Origin of the sequence: Streptococcus sp. HMSC057G03 (assembly GCF_001808745.1) — a bacterium.
In the GTDB taxonomy this organism is placed as follows: domain Bacteria; phylum Bacillota; class Bacilli; order Lactobacillales; family Streptococcaceae; genus Streptococcus; species Streptococcus parasanguinis_Z.
The window spans coordinates 128,978-152,522 of the sequence record NZ_KV794434.1 but is presented as its reverse complement, the minus strand read 5'-3'; the positions used below and the strand labels follow the sequence as shown (position 1 = coordinate 152,522).

24 protein-coding genes and 1 pseudogene are annotated in these 23,545 nt (G+C 40.1%); 3 read left to right on the top strand and 22 right to left on the bottom strand.

The features are described from left to right. Positions 1 to 33: 33 nt before the first annotated feature. From HMPREF2686_RS09155 to HMPREF2686_RS09135, 5 genes are all read right to left on the bottom strand, one after another. Positions 34 to 1,080, bottom strand: a complete 1,047-nt coding sequence (locus HMPREF2686_RS09155; RefSeq protein ID WP_070450454.1) for a D-alanine--D-alanine ligase — start codon at positions 1,078 to 1,080, stop codon at positions 34 to 36. A gap of 76 nt (positions 1,081 to 1,156) precedes the next feature. Next, positions 1,157 to 1,753 carry a recombination mediator RecR gene (gene recR / locus HMPREF2686_RS09150; RefSeq protein ID WP_070450450.1) on the bottom strand — a complete coding sequence of 199 codons (597 nt, stop codon included), beginning with the start codon at positions 1,751 to 1,753 and terminating at the stop codon, positions 1,157 to 1,159. 10 nt (positions 1,754 to 1,763) lie between these two features. Then, complete coding sequence (gene pbp2b, locus HMPREF2686_RS09145) at positions 1,764 to 3,815, bottom strand: penicillin-binding protein PBP2B (protein WP_070450447.1); 2,052 nt, start codon at positions 3,813 to 3,815, stop codon at positions 1,764 to 1,766. Between the two features lie 421 nt (positions 3,816 to 4,236). Then, on the bottom strand, positions 4,237 to 4,869 hold the full coding sequence (locus HMPREF2686_RS09140) for a DUF421 domain-containing protein (RefSeq protein WP_024055948.1): 633 nt from the start codon (positions 4,867 to 4,869) through the stop codon (positions 4,237 to 4,239). Next, on the bottom strand, positions 4,866 to 5,318 hold the full coding sequence (locus HMPREF2686_RS09135; protein ID WP_049506630.1) for a DUF3290 family protein: 453 nt from the start codon (positions 5,316 to 5,318) through the stop codon (positions 4,866 to 4,868). Before HMPREF2686_RS09135 ends, HMPREF2686_RS09140 begins: the two co-directional genes overlap by 4 nt. Positions 5,319 to 5,453: 135 nt before the next feature. Between HMPREF2686_RS09135 and HMPREF2686_RS09130 the strand changes: the two genes are divergently transcribed. Next, positions 5,454 to 6,281 (top strand): exodeoxyribonuclease III, encoded by an 828-nt coding sequence (locus tag HMPREF2686_RS09130; protein WP_049506629.1) that lies wholly within the window; start codon positions 5,454 to 5,456, stop codon positions 6,279 to 6,281. Positions 6,282 to 6,292: 11 nt separating this feature from the next. Then, the gene (locus tag HMPREF2686_RS09125) at positions 6,293 to 6,679 is read left to right on the top strand and encodes a bleomycin resistance protein (RefSeq protein ID WP_049506628.1); all 387 of its coding nucleotides are present in this window, start codon (positions 6,293 to 6,295) and stop codon (positions 6,677 to 6,679) included. A gap of 84 nt (positions 6,680 to 6,763) precedes the next feature. Here HMPREF2686_RS09125 and HMPREF2686_RS09120 read toward each other — a convergent pair whose 3' ends face one another. Next, the gene (locus HMPREF2686_RS09120) at positions 6,764 to 7,417 is read right to left on the bottom strand and encodes a hypothetical protein (protein WP_049506627.1); all 654 of its coding nucleotides are present in this window, start codon (positions 7,415 to 7,417) and stop codon (positions 6,764 to 6,766) included. Positions 7,418 to 7,517: 100 nt separating this feature from the next. Between HMPREF2686_RS09120 and HMPREF2686_RS10260 the strand changes: the two are divergent. Further along, a pseudogene (locus HMPREF2686_RS10260) lies at positions 7,518 to 7,610 on the top strand (VOC family protein); the annotation flags it as partial. 205 nt (positions 7,611 to 7,815) lie between these two features. Here the strand turns inward: HMPREF2686_RS10260 and HMPREF2686_RS09115 are convergent. From HMPREF2686_RS09115 to HMPREF2686_RS09040, 16 genes are all read right to left on the bottom strand, one after another. Next, complete coding sequence (locus HMPREF2686_RS09115) at positions 7,816 to 9,783, bottom strand: peptide ABC transporter substrate-binding protein (protein WP_070450444.1); 1,968 nt, start codon at positions 9,781 to 9,783, stop codon at positions 7,816 to 7,818. A gap of 266 nt (positions 9,784 to 10,049) precedes the next feature. Beyond that, positions 10,050 to 10,673: an endonuclease III gene (gene nth, locus HMPREF2686_RS09110; RefSeq protein ID WP_049506625.1), complete on the bottom strand. Its 624-nt coding sequence runs from the start codon at positions 10,671 to 10,673 to the stop codon at positions 10,050 to 10,052. A gap of 105 nt (positions 10,674 to 10,778) precedes the next feature. Then, positions 10,779 to 11,087, bottom strand: coding sequence for a YjgN family protein (locus tag HMPREF2686_RS09105; protein ID WP_049506624.1), 309 nt, complete (start codon positions 11,085 to 11,087; stop codon positions 10,779 to 10,781). 23 nt (positions 11,088 to 11,110) lie between these two features. After that, the gene (locus tag HMPREF2686_RS09100) at positions 11,111 to 11,803 is read right to left on the bottom strand and encodes a 5'-methylthioadenosine/adenosylhomocysteine nucleosidase (RefSeq protein WP_049506623.1); all 693 of its coding nucleotides are present in this window, start codon (positions 11,801 to 11,803) and stop codon (positions 11,111 to 11,113) included. 24 nt (positions 11,804 to 11,827) lie between these two features. Continuing rightward, entirely contained in the window at positions 11,828 to 12,163 is a 336-nt protein-coding gene (gene macP / locus HMPREF2686_RS09095) for a cell wall synthase accessory phosphoprotein MacP (protein WP_024055894.1), read from the bottom strand. A gap of 11 nt (positions 12,164 to 12,174) precedes the next feature. Next, positions 12,175 to 12,720 carry an NUDIX hydrolase gene (locus tag HMPREF2686_RS09090; RefSeq protein ID WP_003002456.1) on the bottom strand — a complete coding sequence of 182 codons (546 nt, stop codon included), beginning with the start codon at positions 12,718 to 12,720 and terminating at the stop codon, positions 12,175 to 12,177. A 9-nt stretch (positions 12,721 to 12,729) separates the two neighbouring features. After that, entirely contained in the window at positions 12,730 to 14,109 is a 1,380-nt protein-coding gene (gene glmU / locus HMPREF2686_RS09085) for a bifunctional UDP-N-acetylglucosamine diphosphorylase/glucosamine-1-phosphate N-acetyltransferase GlmU (RefSeq protein WP_070450441.1), read from the bottom strand. Between the two features lie 378 nt (positions 14,110 to 14,487). Continuing rightward, positions 14,488 to 14,928 carry an ASCH domain-containing protein gene (locus HMPREF2686_RS09080; protein WP_070450438.1) on the bottom strand — a complete coding sequence of 147 codons (441 nt, stop codon included), beginning with the start codon at positions 14,926 to 14,928 and terminating at the stop codon, positions 14,488 to 14,490. Then, positions 14,925 to 15,422, bottom strand: coding sequence for an NUDIX hydrolase (locus HMPREF2686_RS09075; RefSeq protein WP_070450436.1), 498 nt, complete (start codon positions 15,420 to 15,422; stop codon positions 14,925 to 14,927). Before HMPREF2686_RS09075 ends, HMPREF2686_RS09080 begins: the two co-directional genes overlap by 4 nt. A gap of 99 nt (positions 15,423 to 15,521) precedes the next feature. Next, entirely contained in the window at positions 15,522 to 16,724 is a 1,203-nt protein-coding gene (locus tag HMPREF2686_RS09070) for an ABC transporter permease (protein WP_070450433.1), read from the bottom strand. Positions 16,725 to 16,728: 4 nt separating this feature from the next. Further along, the gene (locus HMPREF2686_RS09065; RefSeq protein ID WP_070450430.1) at positions 16,729 to 17,388 is read right to left on the bottom strand and encodes an ABC transporter ATP-binding protein; all 660 of its coding nucleotides are present in this window, start codon (positions 17,386 to 17,388) and stop codon (positions 16,729 to 16,731) included. A gap of 381 nt (positions 17,389 to 17,769) precedes the next feature. After that, the gene (locus tag HMPREF2686_RS09060) at positions 17,770 to 18,468 is read right to left on the bottom strand and encodes a 3-oxoacyl-ACP reductase (RefSeq protein WP_070450428.1); all 699 of its coding nucleotides are present in this window, start codon (positions 18,466 to 18,468) and stop codon (positions 17,770 to 17,772) included. Further along, on the bottom strand, positions 18,461 to 18,697 hold the full coding sequence (locus tag HMPREF2686_RS09055) for a DUF2829 domain-containing protein (RefSeq protein ID WP_049497199.1): 237 nt from the start codon (positions 18,695 to 18,697) through the stop codon (positions 18,461 to 18,463). Before HMPREF2686_RS09055 ends, HMPREF2686_RS09060 begins: the two co-directional genes overlap by 8 nt. A gap of 531 nt (positions 18,698 to 19,228) precedes the next feature. After that, the gene (locus tag HMPREF2686_RS09050) at positions 19,229 to 20,722 is read right to left on the bottom strand and encodes an ATP-binding protein (RefSeq protein WP_070450424.1); all 1,494 of its coding nucleotides are present in this window, start codon (positions 20,720 to 20,722) and stop codon (positions 19,229 to 19,231) included. 355 nt (positions 20,723 to 21,077) lie between these two features. Continuing rightward, positions 21,078 to 21,692, bottom strand: coding sequence for a DUF3290 family protein (locus tag HMPREF2686_RS09045; protein ID WP_070450421.1), 615 nt, complete (start codon positions 21,690 to 21,692; stop codon positions 21,078 to 21,080). 386 nt (positions 21,693 to 22,078) lie between these two features. Continuing rightward, positions 22,079 to 23,470, bottom strand: a complete 1,392-nt coding sequence (locus HMPREF2686_RS09040; RefSeq protein ID WP_070450418.1) for an APC family permease — start codon at positions 23,468 to 23,470, stop codon at positions 22,079 to 22,081. Positions 23,471 to 23,545 lie beyond the last annotated feature (75 nt).

Below are 23,545 nucleotides of genomic sequence, written 5' to 3'. Positions count from 1 at the left end.
GAATTACCGATTTCTGTCCCACTCTCTCTTTTCTTACAACAAATGCGCTTCGTGTTTTTGGAAGACTTCTTTTCCAAGCTCTACTAACTTGGTGATCAAATCTGTATAGTTGAGTCCCATATTGTCCCAAAGCAAAGGATACATAGACCATTGGGTAAATCCAGGCATGGTATTGAGTTCGTTTAAGAAGATCTCTCCTTTATCAGTATAGAAGAAATCACAACGCGCCAAGCCCAGACCGCCGACCGCACGAAAGGCTTTTTCTGCGTTGGTCCGCATGGTTTTCACAACCTCAGGGTCCAATTGAGCTGGAATCGCCATGGTAATTTTGTTGTCGATGTATTTGGCATCATAATCATAGAAGGCCACATCTTTCACAACTTCACCTGGCAAGGTGCTCTTCACATCATAGTTTCCAAGTAGTCCAACTTCGATCTCACGCGCATTGACTCCTTGTTCTACCAAGACACGGCTATCGTATTTGAAGGCCAATTCGAGAGCAGCCCGAAGCTCTGTTTGGTTTTCAGATTTTGAAATCCCTACACTAGAGCCCATATTGGATGGTTTGGTAAAGACAGGATAAGGGAGATTAGCTTCAATTGTAGCAATTTTCTCTTCCAAGTCATCGCCTTCCACTACAGCTACATAAGGAACTTGTGGAATCCCTGCAGACTCCAAGACCCGTTTGGTCGTGATCTTGTCCATCGCAACACTGGAAGCTAGGATGCCACAGCCGACATAAGGCATCTTCAAGACTTCTAAGAAGCCTTGAATGGAACCATCTTCTCCCATTGGTCCATGAAGAACTGGAAAGACTACTGCTCCTTCCTTGTAAATCGCAGATGGTGCCACTTTTTTAGACCAGTCCACTGTATCATTGGTCATCAATTTCTCATCATCCGCTGGTTTTTCTTCAAAAGCTTGCGTCTGGATGAAGTCTCCTGACTGCGTAATAAAGTAGGTTTGAACCGAAAATGCTTGGTAATCAATCGCGCGCATCACGCTTTCTGCTGAAAGAACAGATACTTCACGTTCTGCACTACGTCCACCATACAACAGGATTAAGTCTTGTTTACTCATAGTTTCTCCCTAATTGTTCCCTTGATTTCTTACTTGATAGTATACCACAATGATAGCCCTTTCGAAAGAACTTCTCTTATAATTCTGTCCGATTTTCGATCGCGCGAAGAAGGGTCACTTCGTCCGCATACTCGATATTGGCTCCAACTGCTAGCCCCCGTGCCAAACGGGTCACTTTGATGCCTGCTGGTTTGAGCACACGCGAGATATACATAGATGTCGCTTCCCCGTCTGCCGTCGCATTGGTCGCAACAATGACCTCTGTGACTGTTCCATCCATCAAGCGACTAATCAAACTCTTGAGATTGATGTCATCGGGTCCTACGCCATTCATGGGCGAGATCAAGCCATGCAAGACATGATAGCGACCGTGGTATTCCTGGATATTTTCCATAGCAGATACATCCCGGCTATCTTCTACAACCAGAATGAGGGATGGATCCCGCGTTTCATCTCGACAAATCTCGCAGGTTTCTTCATCGGTTAAATTGCCACAAATACTGCAATACCCCAGCTCACGCTTGGCATTCAGTAAGTTCTTGGCAAATTCATTGACATCATCATCTGACATACCAATGGTGTAAAAAGCCAGACGAGTCGCTGTTTTGATCCCAATTCCTGGCAACTTCGAATAGCTGTCAATTAATTTTGCAATAGGTGCTGGATAAAGCATAGTTTCCTTTCTAATTCATGGGGTGTTTCTGATTGTATAAGTTAATAATGTCACGCGTAATGGAATGACTGACCGTCGCTTGTAGATTGGTATTATGTGGAAAAACCACTGCTACCGCAATCTTTGGATTGTTTGACGGTGCATAAGCCACCACATTGGTATTAATGGCTTGTTTGCCTCCATCGACTGTGGTTTCAGCTGTACCGGTCTTGGCACTAATGGAGACACTAGCACCTTGACCGACAGTTTTCCCTGTCGTCAAACCACTCGTACCATTCGCAACCTGATAGAACCCTTGCTTGATCAAAGCCATGTCCTCCGCTGAGATATGGACCTGATTGAGCTCCTTGGTTTCGATCGCTTTTTTCAACTGACCAAGGCCCCCTTGATCATTATTGTCATAGATGCCTTCGACGACATGAGGACTCACTCGCTTCCCATCATTCGCTACGGTTGCCGCATACTGAGCCAATTGCATAGGCGTATAGTTGTCAAACTGACCAAAGGCATTGGTCAAATAATTACCGACTGTGTAGTCTTTTGGAATAAAACCGGTCGATTCATTGGGAAGGTCAATCCCCGTTGATGTCCCAAGACCATACTCTGCAAAAGTAGAGCGCAGTTTTTTCATAGCCGGTTCAACCTGATCCACTTGTAAGGTCATATTTGGAGTGTAAGGTTGCCCCATCATCTTAAGGGCAATTTGGACCATATAGGTATTGGAAGAGTATTCCAATGCTTCCACCGCATTGATGGAACGACTACCGTATTGGGTAAACCAAGAATTGATAGGAGCGGATCCTGCAAAAACAATCGGCTGATCGGTCAGAACCTGGTTCCCTGAAATGGCTCCATTTTCCCATCCAGAAGTCAAGGTCGCTCCTTTGACCACGGATCCTGGAACGAAGACGTTGGTCACTGTCCCTAAAGCATCTGCTGATAGATCTTGACTACCAGCCTGGTGTTTAATCCCTGCCATGGCAAGGACCTTCCCTGTATCAGGCTCCAGGGCTACAGCATAGACACCTTCGGAGTATGTCGCATTTCCAGCTTGCAACTCTGCGCTAAAGGCAGAGCGAAGGATATCTTCCACTCCTTTTTGGAAATCCAAATCAATCGAGAGCTTGAGGTTTTCTCCTTTGGCCCCTTTTGAAACGTCGACCACTTTCTCCATGTTGCCATTTTTATCTAGGAGAATTTCTTTTTCACTGCGTTTGCCTTGAAGGACGTTTTCGTATTCCTTTTCGAGATAAGACGTTCCAACCCGGTCATTGAGAGCATAGCCTTTTTTGACATAGTCCTCGACTTCTTCTGCTGGAAGTCCCGTCTGCTCGGTCGATACATTTCCAATAATAGAGGCTAGAGGAGTATCCAAAACCTTGCGGTCCCAGCTAGTCGTGATGGCAATTCCCGGAAGGTCCTGACTATCCGCTGCGATGGTCGCAATCTGCTCAGCTCCTAGTGCCTGCGTCGTAATGATCCCTGTCGCAAAATTCTCCACCGCATTCATCTGGCTATAGAGATAAATAATCTTTTTCTCATCATCTGTATAGCCGAGTTTTGAAGGGTCGATACTATCCACTGCCGCTTGATAAATCTTGGCTTCCGGCAGGCGGTTGCCATCGGTATCAAATTTCTTTTTCTCAGGCAGGTGTTCCACGACCTCTTGGTAGACCTTGGTATTGGCTAGATAGTAATCCACTTCTTGCCGTTCGGTTACTTGAGGATTTTCTACATCGACATACTGTAAGAGTTTCCCAGCTGTCTCTCGCATTTCTTGGGCCGTCATTTTACGATCCCGCGTAAAAGTCAGGACCTGTTTGCCCACATTTTCCACCAAGGGTTTACCAGAAGCATCATAGATTTGCCCTCGCACACTCCCTTGTTTGACCGTCTTTTTCGTAGCTTTTGCCAATTTATCCGTATAGTAGGCTTGGTGAGTGATCTGCATATAGCCAAGTCGGGCAATCAGCACCAAAAAAAGAAGGCAAATCAAACTAAACAGCAGGTAGAGTCTGCGTGTAATCGAATGATTCTCAAACTTCCGTATTTTCTTCTTCATGAAATGTTCTGTCCTTCTTTTCTAATCAACACTTACCTTCCATTTTACTATTTTTCCAAGAGTATCTCAAGAAAAGGAAGGGACCTTTCCTGGAATTTTATGAAGAAAAAAGATTGGACCTGCTCGCCCAATCTTGAAATTAACACAAACTTTTTTACATGTACAACCTTATGTGAGGTGGTTGAAAAAATATTGATTTTTAATTTTTAAGCTTATTCAAGCATATGTCGAAACTTTCCGCCGTGAGAAAAGTTCCTGAAACACAATTGTTTCAGGAACTCGGGAGTTTTGGAACTTTAGGTTCAAAACTAAGTCATGGAACTTCGTAGAAGTTCGCTGACGTCCGTACTCACCTAAGGAAAGTTTTTAAGACTATTTTGTCTTCAATTTGAGATTGGACATGGTCGCCCAATCTCTTCTTTTAGTAGGTCACAACATTGATTTTTCCTTTGTCATACTCAGCAATGAAAATATCCAAAACGTTGTCATAGCCTTCTTTTTCCAATTCAGCCAGCAACCACTCTTCACTTTTCCCAATTGTTTCCAAAATTTCAAGCTGAACCACGCCATCAGTAATGATCGGGTATTTAGGATTTTCATCCCCCGCACGGACAACGATCATTTGACCGTTTTGTTCAATGACAGCTCGTTTCACTCCCTTTAATTGGAAAATTCCTTGTGAACGCAATTTCAGGGCAACGTCTGAAGCAGAAAGTCCCTTGGATCGACAAGCTTCCGGATCAAGCTTCCCATCTTTGATAATGACAGTTGGTTTGCCATCGATCAAGTGCTTCATAAAACGGACATTGGTATTGAGCCATTTTAAGAGTAAGATCAAAATAGTCCACATCAAGAGAATCACAATGTATTGAAGAATGGTAATGGAGCTATTGTAGATGACCCCACCAATAATTCCCCCAAGAACAAAGTTCTGTATCTGGTCTACTGCAGAACTTGGTGCTAAGTTTCCTTTCCCGGTCACATTGATTACAAATACCAAGGAAATCAAGCCGATAGCTAATTTAATCAAAATGGCTAAAAAATCTACTGTCATTTGTTCACCTCCACAAGTTCCACGTCTGTTTTATACAGATCCATCTTTTCTAATAGGTAGCTATCTGGGTCAGAGCCTGCGATAGCTCGGTAATAAACCTCTCCAACCTTCAGGATCGCCCCATCTGTGGCTGCTGAAGTATTGACATAGACATCTTCTTTTTTGACATCCAACTCCTTTGAGACGACCTCAATAAAATGGAGTGAGCGTTGGAACTGATCATTATTACTTTGGCTATTTTGGAAATTGCTGATACTGATCAAGACCACTGCCACCAGAGTTAAAATGGAGATAATAGATAATTCGCGGAATTTGCTATCGTGCTTATTCCGATAGGCTTTCGCCGCAAAAAAACCAGTCAGAAGAATGAGCAAGCCAGATATCCCAATGGTCACCCAGTTTTGCTGGCTGATCTGACTCAATACATAGTCATAAGAGTAAAATTTCATAAACAACTCCCTTTTTCCAAATGAATTCAAGCTATTATAATAGATTTCACAAGAGATTTCAAGGCATTGTGATCAGAAAATCATTAAAATTTTGTTATAATAAAACTATCAATTATGTCAAGAAAAGGAAACACAATGAAACTCATTTCATGGAATATCGACTCGCTTAATGCTGCATTAACTAGTGATTCAGCACGCGCCAAACTCTCTCAAGAAGTCCTCCAAACCTTGGTTTCTGAGGATGCAGATATCATTGCCATTCAAGAAACCAAGTTATCCGCCAAAGGTCCTACTAAAAAACACCTCGAAATCCTTGAGGAGCTCTTCCCTGGCTACGAAAACACCTGGCGCTCTTCTCAAGAACCGGCTCGTAAAGGCTACGCTGGAACCATGTTCCTCTATAAAAAAGAGCTCACACCAGTTGTGACTTTCCCAGAAATCGGAGCTCCTTCGACCATGGACTTGGAAGGTCGGATCATTACTTTGGAATTTGATGAATTTTTCGTGACTCAGGTCTACACACCTAACGCTGGTGATGGACTCAAACGTTTGGAAGAACGTCAAATTTGGGACGTTAAGTATGCTGAATATTTGGCTGAATTAGACAAAGAAAAAACCGTCCTTGCAACTGGGGACTACAACGTTGCCCACAAGGAAATTGACCTTGCCAACCCAGCCAGCAACCGCCGTTCACCAGGATTCACAGACGAAGAACGTGAAGGATTTACAAATCTTTTGGCCAAAGGATTTACAGATACCTTTCGTCACCTACATGGTGATGTTCCTGAGCGCTATACTTGGTGGGCACAACGCAGCAAGACTTCAAAAATCAACAATACAGGCTGGAGAATCGACTACTGGCTCACAAGTAACCGTGTGGCAGACAAGGTTACCAAGTCAGATATGATTGACTCAGGCGCACGCCAAGACCATACACCGATTGTCTTGGAGATTGAATTATAAGGATTTTCTATATGAACTACAATGCAGTTATTCCCGAGTTTATGGTATCAAATATAGAACAGTCCCGTTCCTTCTACTGTGATTTACTGGGTTTTACAATCGAATACGAGCGACCAGAAGAAAACTTCCTCTTCTTATCTCTTGAAGATTGCCAGCTAATGCTAGAGGAGGGGAGTAAGGAGGAACTAGCTGAGTTGAGCTCCCCCTTTGGTCGTGGAGTCAACATCTCCTTCGGCATAGAGGATGTCCCTCGACTCTATCAGAAAGTAATAGAGTCTAACTATCCTATTCATCGTCCTTTGACCAAAAGAGAATTTCGAGTTGGTGAACAATATATCTATCCTCATGAATTTGCAATTCTGGATCCAGATGGCTATTTTTTAAGATTTAGTGAATAAGAAAATAGATCACTAGAGTAGAAAAAGAAACAAAAAAAGAAAGAGACTAATCACATTGATTAGTCTCTTTTAGTTTTTTAAGGATTATTTCCCCGGAGTATTCGGATCTAGGCCCCAAGATTGCTCGAGAACAGGTCTTAAGGATTTAATCATATCTTCTGAACCTTGGATTATGATTGTGTATACTTTATCTCCTTTTTGGAATACCCATACGTATAAAGTACTCCCATCTTTAACTGTTACTTTTATTAAGAAAGCGTCCCCACCGGCAAATATAGCTTTTACACCTTCTATACTAGTTCGATTTTTGTGTTTTCCGAATGAGCTATATAAACGGTTCGCAAGTAACTCTGCGTCAAAGGTTTCGTTGGGGCCAAGTTTAACAGTATCTTTAGTGTTTGAATCCATTATTAACGCATTGTTTTTGTCTGGTGATAAATATTCGAGCGCTTTGCTACTTCGAGTAGTGCGTACGACCCAATCTTTAGGGATATTGATATAACCAAATTTTTCATTTCCGATACGTTGAGTATCTGCAAGGGATATTTCTTTTGCCCCAGAAGAAGACCCAGGAGTTGTTGTTTGAGTTGTTGTCGTTGGTGCATCCGTAGTTTCTTTAGTGACTTCAGTTGTTGGTGCTGCTGTAGTTTTGTTTGTTTTCTTTTCTCCATTTCCGCATGCTGATAGTATAAATGCAGATAGGAGCGTCATAGAACCTAATAAGATTTTGTTTTTCACAATGCTTAACCTCCTTAAGTGGTTGACTTACAAATATTTTATCATTTTTTAGAGTTTATTTAAATAGGAAACGTTTTCGCTAAAAAGCATAGGGTACAACAAAAGAGAATTTCTTGTTGGCGACCATTATATCTATCCTCATGAATTTGCAGTTTTAGATCCAGATGGCTATTTTTTAAGATTTAGTGAATAGAATGATGATCACCCGTCTATAGTTAAGAGGCTGGGCCAAAAGTCCTAGCCTCTTAACTGTTTTTGGATTGCCGAGCAAGATGCAGTGGTTGATCTATCTTTCATCTAAAAGAACGAGATGGACTAACATTCGATACCTAAAAAACCGGAACCCTCACATGAAGGTTCCGACTTTTTTTATCCTCATTGATGGAACAATGATTGATTTATTTTTTCTTTTCGATGTGATCTTTGAGATCTTCTTGAGCTTTTTTATTGGATTCTGCTTTTTTCTTCAACCATTCTTCTTTGGCCTTGTTAAAGTCTTTTGTGGTGACAACATCTTTGGACATTTCAAGGTATTTGTAGAAGGTTCCTGTTCCTTTTGTACCAACCCATGAAGCAGCACGGCTGTATGGTACGGTCCGTTGAAGCATTGGAGCACCACCATTTGAAACAGTTGGAAGCGTAATCGAGCTATCTGTCAACCATGCTTGCGCTGCTGCATATTTTTCATAGCGTTTTGCTTGATCCAACAATTCAGCATCGGCATCTTTCAACATGTTAGCGTATTGATCCAAACCAACTGTTGCAATGGCTGGATTATTTGAACCTGCATCAATACCAAGATAGTAGAAGACAGAACCATTTACTGGGCTGATACTTTCGAGGTAAGTCGATGGGTCTTGGTAGTCAGGAGCCCAACCACCGCCTGAGATATCGTAATCTCTCGCAGCAGCAGTATCGCTGAAGTAGGTGATATTTTGGAAATCATCATCCGAAACCTTTTGAAGGTCTACAACGACATTGTCTGCACCAAGCGCTGACTCTACAGATTGTTTGAAGGAGCTAGCTTGTTGGACCATGCTGTTGTCCACTTGGCTGACAATGTAGTCCAAATGAATTGGGAATTGAACGCCTTGTTTTTGCAATTCAGCTTTGGCTTTCGCAAATGAAGCTTTGGCTTTTTCTGGGTTGTAAAGGCTAGTTTGACCATCGGCCAGGCTCACACCCTTCCATTGATCCCCATAGGTAACCAATTGTTTTTCAACGACTTTACCAAAATCTTCTCCATTGACTTGGACATAAGTTGGTGGCACCAAAGTGCTACGAAGGGTATTTTCAGCCGCATCAGATCCAGATACTTGTGCCGCATATGATTTTCGGTCAAAGCCAAAGTTCACCGCTTGACGGAAGTCCTTGTTCAGAATCGCTTTCTTGGTAGAAGCTTTTTGTTCATCCGTTGTTTTGGCAGTGTGGTCATACTTTTGACGGTCCAAGTTGAATCCAAGATAGTAGGATGTTCCCAATTGCAAACCGTAGACAATGTTGTCGCCAAAGTTTTTCTTAACGCTCTTATACGTCGAACTGTTTGGCATAACAGATGCAAAGGAATATTGACCTTTTTCAAAGTTTTTAATGATAGAATCTGGGTTTGATCCATCGTTAAAGGTCAATTTGACATGATCGATATGAACATTTTTCGCATCGTAATAGTCTTTGTTCTTGACCAATTCAATCTCAGATTTCGAAGTCAAAGATTTCAAGTAATATGGACCATTGTATAAGATGCTGTTAGGTTTCAACGAACCAAAATCTTTTCCTTGAGATTTCAAGAAATCCGCATTAACTGGGAAAAGAACACCTGAGGTTGTTTTTGAGTTCCAGAAGCTTTCTGGACGAACCAAAGTATATTGGATGGTGTGGTCATCTAAGGCTTTGACTCCAACTGTGTTAAAGTCTTTGGTTTCCCCTTTTACGTAGGCATCCAAACCTTTGATCGAATTTTGAATCAAGAAGAGACCTTCTGATTTAGACTCAACCGCGTGTTTGATCCCTGTAACAAAGTCTTGAGCCGTTACAGCACCATATTCTTCTCCTTCACTCGTATACCATTTGGCATCCTTACGAAGTTTGTAAGTATAGGTTAATCCATCTTCAGAGACAGTCCAATCTTCTGCTAGACTTGGCACAAAGTTTCCGTATCGGTCGTTTTCAAGAAGACCATCTACAAGGTTACTTGTGACATCTGAAGTTGTTGTACGAGTTGCAGCGATGTAATCCAAGGTATTTGGATCTGCTGAATAGACGAATGAGTAGGTTGCTTGATTGCTACTACCACCGCCACATGCTGCTAAAAGAAAGGCACCTGCAACAGAAACTCCTGCAAGAGCTAACAGTTTTTTTGCTTTCATCACTATCTCCTTATGTTAGATTTTCTACCATTATACACTATTTCTTAAAAAAAACCAAATTTATTTTAAAAAAGTTCGTTTTTTCTGAATGAATATAATAAGATATAAAGAAAAAGCATCTTGAAATCGATCTCAAAGAAGCTGAATAGGCGAGTCTAGACACCTAGTACCACAACTTTGCAAAAGTTCACTTTTCAATCCTTTTAATAAATATACGTTTCATCACAAAAAAGAACCTCTGCACTTTCGAGCAGAGGAACTGATTCCTAATCAAAATGATAGAGTTGAGGATACTGGTCACATTCAGGATTTTTAGGATGGCAGATGGCCCGTCCAAAGTAAATCATGGCTTGGTGAGCCGCCAGCCATTCGCTCTTTGGCAGAACATCCATGACCCGCTTTTCAACTTCCAATGGCGTCGCTGATTTCTTGACAATATCATGGTGCTTGCAGATCCGCTCCACATGGGTATCGACAGCAAAGGCTGGAATCCCAAAACCTACACTCATGACCACATTGGCTGTCTTGCGTCCTACTCCTGCTAAACTTTCTAACTCTTCGCGAGTCTGAGGTACTTGCCCATCAAAGTTATCCAGCAATTGTTGGGCACATTTTTTGAGAAATTTGGCCTTATTTCGATAGAGGCCTAATTTAGAAATATGCTTGGCGATAGCTGCTTCACTGGCTGCTGCCATGGCTTGCGGGGTTGGAAAAGCCGCAAACAAACCTGGTGTCGCTTTGTTAACAGCCGCGTCTGTCGTCTGAGCTGAGAGCATAACTGCCACTAGTAATTCAAAATGATTACGAAAATCCAGACTTGGCTTGGCATCTGGAAAAAGGGCGATAATTTCTTCGATCACATGACGTGCCCGTTTTTTTGATAAGACCATAACTTCTCCTTTGCATTACTAAAATCTATTATAGCATGAAGGAACGATAGAGGTTAAAAAAATGGCTTCACAAAAAGGACTCGTCCTTGGACAAGCCCTTTTCGATCAGTCTATAAAATGGGTATGCTTGGTAATCCATTGAGTAACCTTGATATTTAACCAGAACACATAGATTCCAAATGTAATGATGGTAAAGAACCACCACTTAATCCAATTTCCAAACAATTGCATGGCTGTGCCGTCAAAGTACTGACGATGACCATCAATCACGGTATGCTTGATCTTCCAGTTATACAGTATGCACATGCCCCAAGGAGCACAAATACCTAAAGTAAATACTGTAATGAAGGTTGCTAATAAAACATGGCCAATATATGAAAATAGGCCTCCATCAAAATACGATTCACGATACATGTTCAATTTCCCTATATTTTTTTCTACACCAATCTCTTCAAGAAAGTAATCAGGGTTTGAGCAGAGCGTTCGCCAGCCTCTACGATAAATTCATCAAAAGAGATATTGGCTGCGTGATCTGCCGTATCACTCATAGCTCGAATGACCATGAAGGGACGTCCAGCTGCGTGAGCGGCTTGGGCAATGGCTGCCCCTTCCATCTCAACTGCCAATACTTCTGGGAAATGCTCCCGAATTGCTGCGACTTTTTCTTCACTCGCGATAAAGCTATCTCCTGTTGTAATCAAGCCCACATGTGTGGTTGCAGCTTCTTCTTCCAGAACTTTTTTCATTTCTGATACAAAATAGCGACTGGATTCAAAGTAAAGTGGTTGACCTGCCATTTGTCCGTACTTGTAGCCAAAAGCTGTCACATCCACATCATGATAGGCCAATTTGTCGGCAAGGACGATATCCCCAACAGCCATTCCCGGTGCAACAGCACCTGCAGAACCCGTATTGATAATGGCTTCCACTTTGAAATCATTGGCCAAGACTGCTACACTCATAGCAGACATGACTTTTCCGATACCACTTTCAACCAAAACGACCCCATGGCGACCAATCGATCCTGTATAGTAGACTTTTCCAAGACGCAGAAGCTTTTCCCCATTTTCAAGGGCTTCAACCAAGATCTTCAACTCCTGGGGCATGGCTGCGATAATTCCAATTTTCATGTCGTTTCTCTCCTTGTGACGACCTTATAGACGCCAAATAGCAATAATCAAGGCAATGAGGAGCACAATGATCCAGAACAAAATCTTATTGAGTTTGGATTGGACTACACTTTGTTTGCGTTCTTCAATGCGACGACTCTTGGTCACTGTGGGCTCCACTTGGATCTGCACAGTATCCTGAGAATAACGCTCTTGTGGACGCTCCATACGACTCTCTCTCATAGGACGTTCATAGCCAAATCCTCTGTGGTCTGTCCGAATAATTTTCGTCTCTTCAGCATCGACCATATTAGGACCGGTGATGTCCTCACCTCGCCTTGCTCGTTCAATCATTTCATCGGTTAATAAAGGTTTTCCCATCGGATCCTCCTCTATTTATTGATTAAGTCCCAATATTGGATAGCCATAATGGTCTTGGCATCACAGATTTCACCAGAAAGGATCAAATCTTTCGCTTCCTTCAAGGTCACTTCTAATAACTCTAAGGTCTCATCCGCATCTTGTGGACGTGGATTTTCCACCTTTTTCAAGTTGGTCGCACCATAAAGTTTGATTCGCTCATTACAAAATCCAATGGCTGAATAAAAATCATACAACAACTCTAGATCCGCTGTGTAGCCAATTTCTTCTTCCAATTCACGCAGAGCAGCTGCTTTAGGATCTGCATTTTCTCCCTTTTCTAACTTCCCTGCTGGAATCTCCACCGAGGTCCTTTCAATCGCCTTGCGGTACTGCTTGACCAAGATCGTTTTCCCATCTTCTGTGATCGGCAAAACCGCTACTGCTCCGTTATGGAAGATTAAATCACGCTGCGCTTGGCCTTTTCCAGCGGGTAGTTCTACTTGATCAGTGACCACTTGGAAAATCGGTCCCTGATAAATCTCCTTGCGCTCAATGGTTTTTTCTTCAAATTGCATGAGAATCTCCTATTTATTTTTAGGATGGTGTGGCAAGCGAAGGGCATATTCTTCTTTATTCACTTGACGGCCACGGCCAATCGCAATCGCATCAGCTGGTACATCCTTGGTAATGGTTGATCCAGCACCGACTAAGGAATTGTCGCCTAATTCAACTGGCGCAATAATCGTCGAATTGGATCCGACAAAGACATTGTTTCCAATCGTCGTTTTAAACTTGTGTTGGCCATCATAATTCACTGTGATGGTTCCTGCACCAAAGTTGACGTTGCTGCCGACTTCACAGTTACCGATGTAGGTCAAATGACCAGCTTTGGTATTTTCGCCAATAGACGAACCTTTGACTTCGACAAAGTTTCCAATATGGACATCTTTGGCGAGGCTAGAACCTGGGCGAATATGAGCATATGGTCCTACCGTTACACCATCGGCTACCGTGCTCTCTTCAATCATAGAGTTAGTGATGACAGCACCTGCCCCAATTTCACTGTCCACAATATAGGTTCCATTAGTTAAAACTGTCTCAGCCCCAATTTTTGTGTGGCCTTTTAGGGTAACATTGGCTTCGATTTGCACTTCTGGTGCGATCTCAACATCGACATCGATATAGGCCGCATCTGGATCGACAAAGCTCACCCCATTAACCATGTGGGCTTGGTTAATGCGACGACGCATGATGCCTTCTGCTGTTGCAAGGGCCACGCGGTCATTAACCCCGAGACTTTCATCAAAATCTTTGAGCGTATAGGCCCCTACTTTTTCACCTGCCTCGCGGAAAATACCGATGACATCCGTGATATAGTATTCACCTTGGGCATTGTTAGTGTTGATATTTTTCAACGCTTCAAAGAGGCGCGCATTGTCAAAGACATAAGTCCCTGTATTGATTTCTTTAATTTGTTTTTCAAAATCTGTCGCATCTTTTTGCTCAACAATTCGAAGCACTTCTGCATTGTCATTACGGACAATCCGGCCATAACCAAATGGATTAGCTGCTTCGGCTGTCAAAATGGTTGCCACATTCTTGTGGTTGATATGGAAGTCAATCAAGTGTTTGAGGCTTTCACCCGTAATCAAAGGAGTATCCCCTGCAATGACAAGAGTATGGCCTTCAAGACCTTCCAAGACTGGCTCTGCCATCATAACCGCATGACCAGTTCCTAGTTGCTCGGTTTGCTTAACAAATTCTGTTTGTCCAGCTAGGACTTGCTCCACCAATTCCGCCTTGTGCCCCACAACCGTTACAGTCTTCTCAGGTGAGATAGCTCCAACACTACGGAAGACATGCTCCAACATAGAGATCCCTGCAACCTTGTGAAGAACCTTAGGCAAATCTGACTTCATACGGGTACCTTTCCCCGCTGCTAAAATAATGGCATAATTTGGCATAACATTTCTCTTTTCTGTACAATATCGCTTACATTATACCATTTTTTAGCCCTTTTGGAAAATAAGACCCAAACCAAAAAACTCTCCAAAAAGGAGAGTCAGATTAATATCAAATCTTCGTTGAGACTTTCCTTGGGTGAGTACGGACATCAGCGAACTTCTTCGAAGTTCCATGATTTAGTTTTGAACCTAAAGTTTCAAAACTCCCGAGCGCTTGAAACTTTAGGTTTCAAGCACTTTTCTCACAGCGGAAAGTCTCAAAAAATCTTTTAATAGTTCTAAGAACTGGGCAGTATTTTTAGCTTGACACAATCACTAGCTATTTTTTAATAGAAAACAGTTATTCTCTTTTCTGATTTTCTAAAAGAAAAAAGTGTTCTATAATGGATAAACCTTGCGAAATTCTTCTAAAACCACCTTGCTATCAGGTGTAAAAGTTAGTCCCGCTTCTCCTAAGCAGTCTTTGAAAAAGTCTTCATGAACCTGACGCCAATAAGCCAGAGATTTGTCTCCTTCACCTTCCTTGTAGGCATGGTCAGCTGACACTTGATGAAAAGGCTGAACGGAAACCTTTGTAATTTCGACAATGCAGACAGCCTGATCTCGACTGTCTAAAACAACATCAAAGGTTCCTTCTTGGGGAAGGGGTTCGTCCTCTACTGCGTAAAGATCGTAAGCTGAGGCAGTTGCTGTTTTTTCGCCTTTAAAGACCAGTTCCGCTAAAAGGTCTGGGTCCACTCCAAAAGCCCAGGCATCTATCTCATCTCCGATAGAGGGGTTGATTTGCTTGTAGGCATTCCACATTTCTTGAGGTGTCATTTGTTCTCCTTCTTTTCTTTCACCTTCCAATTTCTATAGCTTGTCAGTTCTAATTCTGGAAATCCTCCTAACTCTGCCTTTACCTTTAATACTAAAGGAGAACCATTGTCTTCAGTAATGTCTTCCACATTCAACCAAACTGCATTTGCTGAATCATTAGTCCCATCAAGAACCTCCTGAGGAAGGGATTGTTGAGGGCCTTCGAAATCGACTACGATATCATAAAAGGCCATGATATGATGCACAGCGAAGTCTTTCCCTTCTTCTTGAACCATCACGTCATACATCCTAGGATTAGCGTATCTGCTAATCGTATAGCCTGTCTCTTCCAGAACTTCTCTCTTGAGGGTTTCTGTCAGTCCCTCCCCTAGTTCCTGGCTACCACCCGGTAGATCAAAGCGATGCTGATAAGGTCCTCTAGTTTTTTCAATGCAGAGCAGTTTCCCTTCTTGAAGACAGACTCCGTAGACGCCAAAGTGATTTTTGATTTCCATCAAATCCTCCTACTTTCATTCAAAGCTCAGTCGATAGTGAAACCAGTATAGCTATTCTTTTTGCAACACCATCTCTTATTGACCCTAATCATTTCTTCTCTATTGATTTAATACCTTTTCAATATCAATTTTAGTAATTTTTCTAGATACCAATAATCCTGCAAAAACTGAAGTGAGTATCCCTATTAATACCGGGAACAACAATCTGCTAAGTTCAATATCTAGTGGTAATCCACTCAAAAAGATGATCAAATAAGAAATAGCAATTCCTATCACCAATCCCGCGCTTGTACCTCGTACTCCCATCATAAAGCTTTCAAATAAATATATTCTTTTTATCTGTCGATCAGATGCACCGATGATTTTAAAAGTTGCGATCTGTTTATGATTCTCCTGAATGGTAATGGCTAGAATATTGATGATATTAATAATCGCTACAATAGAGATAAGAACTATGATTAAGAGGATAAAAAGGTCGATGTAGGAAAACCATCTGGATAGCATATTGATAACATCCTGTTGTGTTGCTACAACAACATCTAATCCTGTTCCTGATAAAGATTGTTTTAAATTTTCATTTTTTAAAACAGTCTTTACTATCTTGTTTGCTACTTCATTTAAATCGGTTCCATTTTTTACAGTAGCATTCAGATAGTAATACTTATTTGATGAAACGCTACTACTTTTTACATTGATTGCCATCATTTGATTTATTTCTGTTGGCAAGGTAGAAAATAACTGCGCTACTTGCTTGTCTATAATGCCAGAAATTACAAACTTTACATTATGATTATCAATCTTAATAGTCACCGTATCTCCGACATTCATTGATGTAGCCTTGTGTACGGAATCTCCGATTAATATTTCATTGTTCTTCTCTGGAAATTTCCCTTCAGCAATTCTAATATTCAGGTTTTTTAAATACTTTTCTTCTAGACAATGGATAGTATTGGAAACCGATGTCTTACCATTTTGGAATTTGATATCATCCGTAAATAATAGTTTTACACCAGTAATATTTTTTACTTCATCTATTTTTTTAACTCGATTAATATCATCACTAGAAAATAAAGGTAAAGCTTTATAATTCAGAGAATTTTCTTTATTACCAAAGGCAACAGTAACAACATTTTTATTTGCTACAGTCATTTCTTTAATCATTTTATTATAGAAAGAATTAGAAATGAGCATCACTAAAACAATTAGTAAAACAGAGATCGCTATTGACAGTCGAACTAATCTATATCTTCGTTTGTTAACTTCTAAATCTCTTTTAGCAATGAATAATATGGAATGATTCATTTTATCATCTCCTTACGTACTCAATTTTGCCATCTACAACTGTGCAAATAGACTGCATACTATTGGCCACTTTATCACTATGAATTACTGTTATAATCGTGATACCTAACTCCTCATTGATCCGCTTCAACAATTCTATTATATTTTGTTCGTTATCAGCGTCTAAATTACCAGTAGGTTCATCCGCTATCAATATTTCTGGATTGTTAATAAGAGCTCTTGCCAAAGCAACTCTTTGTTTTTCACCTCCACTAATCTTATCAATACTCTTACTTAATATTTCCTTTGAAAGGCCTAGAGTGTTACAAATTTCGTTAATGTTATTCTCTCCATTTTCAAAAAAATATCTTGGAAGTAGAATATTCTCTTTCACCGTGAAACCTGAAATCAAATTAAAGTTTTGGAAGACACAGCCAATATTCCTACGCCTTACCTTACTCAAATTTTTCATATCTAAAATGGAACTACCACAGACTAAGATATCCCCCTCATTTAAACTGGTAATCCCTAATATTAATTTAACAAGAGTAGTTTTTCCTAATCCAGAACGGCCAACTATTGCAGTCGTGCTACCTTTTTTAAATTCAAAATTACAATTTTTGAAAATGTATCTGACATTCGATCCATCACTAAAACATTTAGTAACATTCACTAATTTAATCATGCTTTCACCTTCATTCCACAATAACTTAGCAAATTAATTGTACTATTCGTTTCTTTTAAAACAATCTCTTAAGGTTTCAGGTAGCCCATTCAGAAAGTTCTTCTGAACTTACCCTCAGTTATCTTCATAATTGTTATTATCCCTGTCTTTTTTTGGTGAAATAGGCTAGATCTCCATCGTGACCAATCATAAAGAAATCTGATTCATCCTGATCACTCTGGTAGGTTTAATTTCGTTCAGTAATATCTTCTTTAGCATAGAGGCAAATATCTGTCTCACCACTGTCGTAACTCAATTGTCCACCTAGGTTTGATCCTCTTTCAGTAAGGAAAAAACAATTACATTTCTTAGCAAGATTTTAACTCCTGCTTTTTCCTCCGCCTACTTCAAACTCCAGCCGCCATCAATCGTGAGGATCTGTCCTTGCATGGCAGACACCTTCCCACTGGCCAAAAAAAGGCTGACTTCTGCTACTTCTTCTGGCTCAATCCAGCGCTTGATCGGCGTCTCACTGGCTACCCAGTCAGCCAAGCCACCTGGTTCAAAATCCGCTGCGGTCATGCCTGTTTTGACGGCTCCGGGTGCGATGCCAAAGACCTGAACCCCAGCTTCTGCATAATCCAGGGCCAATTGCTTGGTAAATCCAGCTAAGGCATGCTTGGACGAGGTATAGGCGTGACCGCCTCCTCCTGCCAGGCTAGAAGCAATGGAGCACATATTGATGATGATACCTTGCTTCTTCTCCAACATTTGAGTCAGATAATGCCGTGTCAGCTCCACCGGGGTCACATAGTTGATCTCAAAGATCTCCTGAATCTCCTGAGCGCTTTGCTCAAGGAGCGGCTTGTAATCATCCAAAACTCCAGCTGTATTGCACAAGACATCTACCTCGGGACACCAGTCAAAAATCGGCGTCAAATCCAGGGTCAAGTCCCGCTGCATGAAGTGAAAATCACCAGCCAATTGGGGATCAGCTCCCTGGTCCACTCCATAGACCTGGTAGCCCTTTTCAAGAAAGAGGCGAGCTTGAGCCAGACCAATCCCTGAACTCACTCCCGTGATCAATACACGTCTAGTCATGCACTTCTACCCAATCTGTCGCTAAGACATCACAAGGTGTTGGACTCCACATGGAGAAACCTTCACCCTCACCAGAGACGTTGATGAGGAAATAAGGCGTCACTTCTAGAGCCACCCCATCTTGCTCAATGGTATCAAAAAGTTGGACGTAGTTTTCTGCTCCACCCCAACCGGTTCGCACATATTTTTTCTTAGCCTTTAATCCTGGTAAAATCTCTTCAAATGTCATTTTTTCTCCTTTGTTGTAATTTAATATTGATATGTTGAGCTTTATGAACTCGTAAAACTAATTCATTGTATGTTTGTTCACCTTTTTGTGAACCTAAAGAACATTTATGACTCTTTCATAATAAGAACTAAATGTTATACAATTGTAATTTCGTTATATTTTAAAGGCTATGGTTTTACATTTAATTTAAAATGTATCTAGCCATAAATCATCTAATTCCTAATAATTTTAAATCTGCACTTATTCAGTTATGTAACTGAATTTATATTTAAAGTTTAAATTTTTTTCTAGCTTATATCATTTAATTTTGTTCTTTTCTATTTTGGGCAGTTATACTAGTTTTCACCTTTTTTACAGTTACCTAATCTATTTCTAAACACTTACTAGCACAATATACTGTCCTGGCATCTTTTTTACTTCTGAAATTTTTATGATATTCCTTTCAAAAAACATCATTAGGTAAACTATTATTAAAATGTTTTAAATTGTGGTTCAAATCATGTTTGAACTTGTGAAATTCCTTATTAGCATTTATTTTGAGGAAATTGGAGTAGAGTTATTATTGTAACTAATGCCCCAGTATGGAATATACTGCATATTCTTTTTTCCAGCGTTTTCGTCATAAATTTTTATTTTGTCATTTTCTAACGCAAGAGCAATGAGTTTAGAAGCGATAGATGATTGTTTATTTGTCAATCCGAATCTTTCTCTTAGTGTACTATTTGTCATAAAATTATCTTCTATATAGAGTAACGCAGAATGATAATAAATAGCATTTATTTTTTCTCTATTCCCCATTTCTTGGATTGTTCGTCGTTGATGTAAGGTAACAACAGTATAATTATCCTTAGCAGCTATATCCGGAGCAGGTAAGTGATTTAATTCCAACGTTAGGATAATCTTATCTATACCGCTACCACGAGACTCTACTAAATGCATCTTTCGAAATAGTTCAGCTAAAGCTTCATTTCGAGAGTAAGGAGGCATATCAAGCAATCTTTCAGGACGATTAAGAGGAGATCCAGGATTTGTGAATACTACTCTATTATCAAATATTTCAATTGTTGGTGAGCTACCTTTTACAGAAAAATCCTGATGTACTATTTGGTTTGCAACTATTTCACGTATAACCAGAGGAGGATAATCTGTATCAGAAGTGATTTGTCCATTATCTTTTAACGTTTCAGGGTTACGAGGTAAATGACCATTGATAAATTTTAGCAAACCTTCAAAACCAACGGCAGCCCCTTTACTAGCTGTATTATCAGCTACTGCACTTAGTTTATTATTACCTGCATATCTAATTACTCGTAAAGCATGAGCTGATAAATTTTCAAAATTTTTAAGATTTTTTGCGAATGTAAATGCTCCCATATTGGTTAGATTGAAAGTTTTTCCAGAAGGTTCTATCACACCATCTTCTATCATATGAAAAATAATCTCTTCATCGTTTGAATCTTCAAAGTATCCCATCATCTTCAAATAAGAATTAACATCAATCAATTCTTTAATTTCTTCAAATGTACATGCGGTTTTTGCATACTCTCTTTCAAATGATCGCGATTCAAAGGATTTCCACAGTTCTCTTTCCTTTTCAGGATAATCCTTTAAGTTTTTTAATGAAGATCCACTTCGAATGTATCGACTACCGCTAAAAGCAACAGGCCTACCAGCATTCATGTGGATGACTAAAACGACAACATGTTTTTGTTCGATATCATATTCTTCAAACCGAATTGTGATACGAGGATCAAGCATCCTTTCTAACCAAGTAATAAACGGCTCACCTTGTGCATGTTTTTCAGTTTTTGGATAGAATTTTGTACCGACAATTTCTTTTGAAACATCATTAACCCCCCAAATTAAGTATGAGAATTGCTGGCCTAACATTGCTGCTGAGTTAGCTAAAGCTGATATATATTTGCCTATACGATCATGATCTTTATTATTAACTTTGTATTCAATAATTTCATCTTCATTTTTATTCAATAATTCTAATAACTTTTTTAAATCTTTATCTTCCATAATTTTTATTTTCCAAGTAAATTCTAAATAGGTTAAAAACGTCGTAAAATCAGCGTTTTTTTATTTTCCAAGTAAATTCCACGTACTCCAATGTCAAGAATTAATTAGTTCAAAGTCTATATAAAAATTGTTTCAAAAAACTATATCTCATATTGTGAAAACCTAGATAAAATTTACGGTTTTCTTCGAAAAATAACACATACTAACAAAAACTAACATTTTCATTTTTCTTCTATCAAAACTAGAAGAACCAAGATATGTATTTATTTTTTAGCAAATTAATAAGATGACTTATTTCATTTTTAATAGACAGATCAACCAACATTTTTGAGGTAGGTTTGTTTAATTTGATTTTTTACTTCGTAACTTTCATTATTCCCGATAACTTTTCTTTTGCGAGTACCGTTCCATCTTCTGTCTTAATGTGTAGACGAATACTTACATCTTGTGCAGAATAGCCATTTTCAACAAGCCAAACAGGAAAAGTTTCATTCTTGACCTGCAACACTTTATCAGCAAATTCTTGAATATTATCTTTTGAATTATATTTAAAGTCTTGTGGAACAGTCAGATATAGTATAAGACCTCTCCCTGTAGCACTATAAACTTGCCCAGTTTCTTTTACCAACTCATTCAATTTATTCTGAAATTGACTAGCATATTTTTGAAACTCTTCATCATTAAATTGATTTAACGTCGAAGCTGATTCGCTTGATGAACTCACTTCTAAAGTCGAGGAAGATGCCTGAGTTGTTGTAGAAAAATTCGAAGACGAACTGCTTGAACTAACAACTGATCTGACCGAAGCTTGTTGAGTTTTTTCTTCTCGAAAGAATAAACCAAATATAACAAAACTAATTAAAGCGATCAATGCTGAAATATTTCGATATTTTATATTAGGTTGTTTTTTTATAAAATACCACACACCAACTAAACCACAAAATGTGATAAAAGAAATAATGAATCTCATAATAACCTCCTATTCATTTTTCAATCTCTTCTTTTTCTTTTTTATATTTTACAAATTGGGTTTCTATAACTACTCCAACTTTTCGAAAATATAATTAGACTATATAGACGTGAGTTACTAATCAACTTCAATGAAAATGGATCTTATTGTTCCCCTCTGCAAATGATTCTAGAGTGAACCAATAAGAAATGTAGGTGAACAATTTTAATAAACTAGAACTCAATCTAGTATTCATTAAAGAAATTTATGATTACTCTTATTTAAAATCTCTTCAAATGTCATGTTTTTCTCCTTTGTTATCTAGTTAACTTTCTCCCTTCATTATATCAAAAAAAGAGCTTTCTCTATGTAAAAAGCCAGAGTTCTTTTACTCTAGCTTTCATCTTTTATTGATTTTCTTCTGAATGGCGATAGCCATAACCGAAATAAATTCCAACCCCGATCAAGAGAGCAACTCCGAAGGCCAGCCAGGTCGATAGGGAATACTGGGTCATAAAGGACAGACAGACCACAATCGATAGGATTGGCAAGACTGGAACCAAGGGTGTTTTAAATTCCCCAGGTCCAGGAGCCCCGTGTTCCTTGCGCAATTTCAAGAGGGCAAGGGCCAACATAACCAGGTAAGCCAAGGTACAGATGTTTAAGAAGGAAGCGATACTGGCTAGTGGAAAGACTCCACCAGCAATAGCAGCCATCGAGCCAGCTACTAGTGTTGCATTTTTGGGAATTCTAGTTTTTGGATCGAGCTGTTTCATAGCTTTTGGCAGGAGCCCATCCCGCGCCAAACTGTAAATCATCCGTGAAAGTGCAAAGGTCATGGAAATGCAGACGGTAATCAAGGTCAAAATAGCCACTAAGGATACATAATTTCCAGCCCAGCCGGATCCGACCTGACGAAGGGCAAAGGCAACCGCGTCTTCTACATTTAAGTTCTTAAAAGGAACCATACCGGTCAAAACCAGGGTGACCAAGATATAAAGAACGGTTGTGATCAAGAGACTGAGGACAATGCCGCGAGGGACGTTCTTTTGTGGTTCCTTGATTTCGTCGACCGCCATTGAAATGGACTCAAAACCAAGAAAGGCAAAGAACATGAGCGAAGCACCAGCCATAATCCCTGTCTGACCACCATAGATTTCGCCAAATCCATACGGAGCAAAGTTTGCCCAGTTGCCAGGATTTAGGTGAAAAATCCCGACAAGAATAAACAAGGCAAGAGCGGAAAACTTGAGTAAGACCAGCAGAGAATTAAAGCGTAAGACCGCTTTTGCATTCATAAGGACTAAGGCTGTGACGAGGACCATGACCAAAATAGGCAAGAGATCCACATAAGTTCCCTTAGCTGGATCAAAAGTCCCGTTTAAAGCCGTCGGCAGACTCCAGCCAAGATTGGCCAACAAGCCCTTGAAATACGCGGCCCAACCTGAAGCCACCCCTGATACAGCTGTCATAAATTCCATCACAGTCAACCAACCGGCAATCCAGGCTGGAAACTCTCCAAAGATGGCATAGAGGTAACTATAGGCTCCACCAGTTGAAGGGATGCGAGATGCAAATTCAGCAAAGAAAAGGGCAGATAAGCCAACGCAAAAAGCCGCAATCACAATCGAAATGATCAAGGCTGGACCAGCTAAATTCGCGGTTGCAGTCCCTGTAATCGTGAAGATCCCTGTCCCCACCATGGCACCAATTCCTAAAATAATCAAATCCCATAAACGTAAATGGCGATTTAGACCCGGGTGTACTTGCCCAAGTCCCTTTTTTCGAAATAGATTCATGTATATTCTCCCATCTAATGAGTTTATTCTATCATACTTGAACAAGAAAGAGAGTGGGACAGAAATCGGTAATTC

What these genes read in the sequence shown, in the direction of transcription:
- HMPREF2686_RS09155 (WP_070450454.1), bottom strand. Translation starts at nt 1,080, where the DNA reads ATGAGTAAACAAGACTTAATCCTGTTGTATGGTGGACGTAGTGCAGAA.
- recR (WP_070450450.1), bottom strand. Translation starts at nt 1,753, where the DNA reads ATGCTTTATCCAGCACCTATTGCAAAATTAATTGACAGCTATTCGAAG.
- pbp2b (WP_070450447.1), bottom strand. Translation starts at nt 3,815, where the DNA reads ATGAAGAAGAAAATACGGAAGTTTGAGAATCATTCGATTACACGCAGA.
- HMPREF2686_RS09140 (WP_024055948.1), bottom strand. Translation starts at nt 4,869, where the DNA reads ATGACAGTAGATTTTTTAGCCATTTTGATTAAATTAGCTATCGGCTTG.
- HMPREF2686_RS09135 (WP_049506630.1), bottom strand. Translation starts at nt 5,318, where the DNA reads ATGAAATTTTACTCTTATGACTATGTATTGAGTCAGATCAGCCAGCAA.
- HMPREF2686_RS09130 (WP_049506629.1), top strand. Translation starts at nt 5,454, where the DNA reads ATGAAACTCATTTCATGGAATATCGACTCGCTTAATGCTGCATTAACT.
- HMPREF2686_RS09125 (WP_049506628.1), top strand. Translation starts at nt 6,293, where the DNA reads ATGAACTACAATGCAGTTATTCCCGAGTTTATGGTATCAAATATAGAA.
- HMPREF2686_RS09115 (WP_070450444.1), bottom strand. Translation starts at nt 9,783, where the DNA reads ATGAAAGCAAAAAAACTGTTAGCTCTTGCAGGAGTTTCTGTTGCAGGT.
- nth (WP_049506625.1), bottom strand. Translation starts at nt 10,673, where the DNA reads ATGGTCTTATCAAAAAAACGGGCACGTCATGTGATCGAAGAAATTATC.
- HMPREF2686_RS09105 (WP_049506624.1), bottom strand. Translation starts at nt 11,087, where the DNA reads ATGTATCGTGAATCGTATTTTGATGGAGGCCTATTTTCATATATTGGC.
- HMPREF2686_RS09100 (WP_049506623.1), bottom strand. Translation starts at nt 11,803, where the DNA reads ATGAAAATTGGAATTATCGCAGCCATGCCCCAGGAGTTGAAGATCTTG.
- macP (WP_024055894.1), bottom strand. Translation starts at nt 12,163, where the DNA reads ATGGGAAAACCTTTATTAACCGATGAAATGATTGAACGAGCAAGGCGA.
- HMPREF2686_RS09090 (WP_003002456.1), bottom strand. Translation starts at nt 12,720, where the DNA reads ATGCAATTTGAAGAAAAAACCATTGAGCGCAAGGAGATTTATCAGGGA.
- glmU (WP_070450441.1), bottom strand. Translation starts at nt 14,109, where the DNA reads ATGCCAAATTATGCCATTATTTTAGCAGCGGGGAAAGGTACCCGTATG.
- HMPREF2686_RS09080 (WP_070450438.1), bottom strand. Translation starts at nt 14,928, where the DNA reads ATGACACCTCAAGAAATGTGGAATGCCTACAAGCAAATCAACCCCTCT.
- HMPREF2686_RS09075 (WP_070450436.1), bottom strand. Translation starts at nt 15,422, where the DNA reads ATGGAAATCAAAAATCACTTTGGCGTCTACGGAGTCTGTCTTCAAGAA.
- HMPREF2686_RS09070 (WP_070450433.1), bottom strand. Translation starts at nt 16,724, where the DNA reads ATGAATCATTCCATATTATTCATTGCTAAAAGAGATTTAGAAGTTAAC.
- HMPREF2686_RS09065 (WP_070450430.1), bottom strand. Translation starts at nt 17,388, where the DNA reads ATGATTAAATTAGTGAATGTTACTAAATGTTTTAGTGATGGATCGAAT.
- HMPREF2686_RS09060 (WP_070450428.1), bottom strand. Translation starts at nt 18,468, where the DNA reads ATGACTAGACGTGTATTGATCACGGGAGTGAGTTCAGGGATTGGTCTG.
- HMPREF2686_RS09055 (WP_049497199.1), bottom strand. Translation starts at nt 18,697, where the DNA reads ATGACATTTGAAGAGATTTTACCAGGATTAAAGGCTAAGAAAAAATAT.
- HMPREF2686_RS09050 (WP_070450424.1), bottom strand. Translation starts at nt 20,722, where the DNA reads ATGGAAGATAAAGATTTAAAAAAGTTATTAGAATTATTGAATAAAAAT.
- HMPREF2686_RS09045 (WP_070450421.1), bottom strand. Translation starts at nt 21,692, where the DNA reads ATGAGATTCATTATTTCTTTTATCACATTTTGTGGTTTAGTTGGTGTG.
- HMPREF2686_RS09040 (WP_070450418.1), bottom strand. Translation starts at nt 23,470, where the DNA reads ATGAATCTATTTCGAAAAAAGGGACTTGGGCAAGTACACCCGGGTCTA.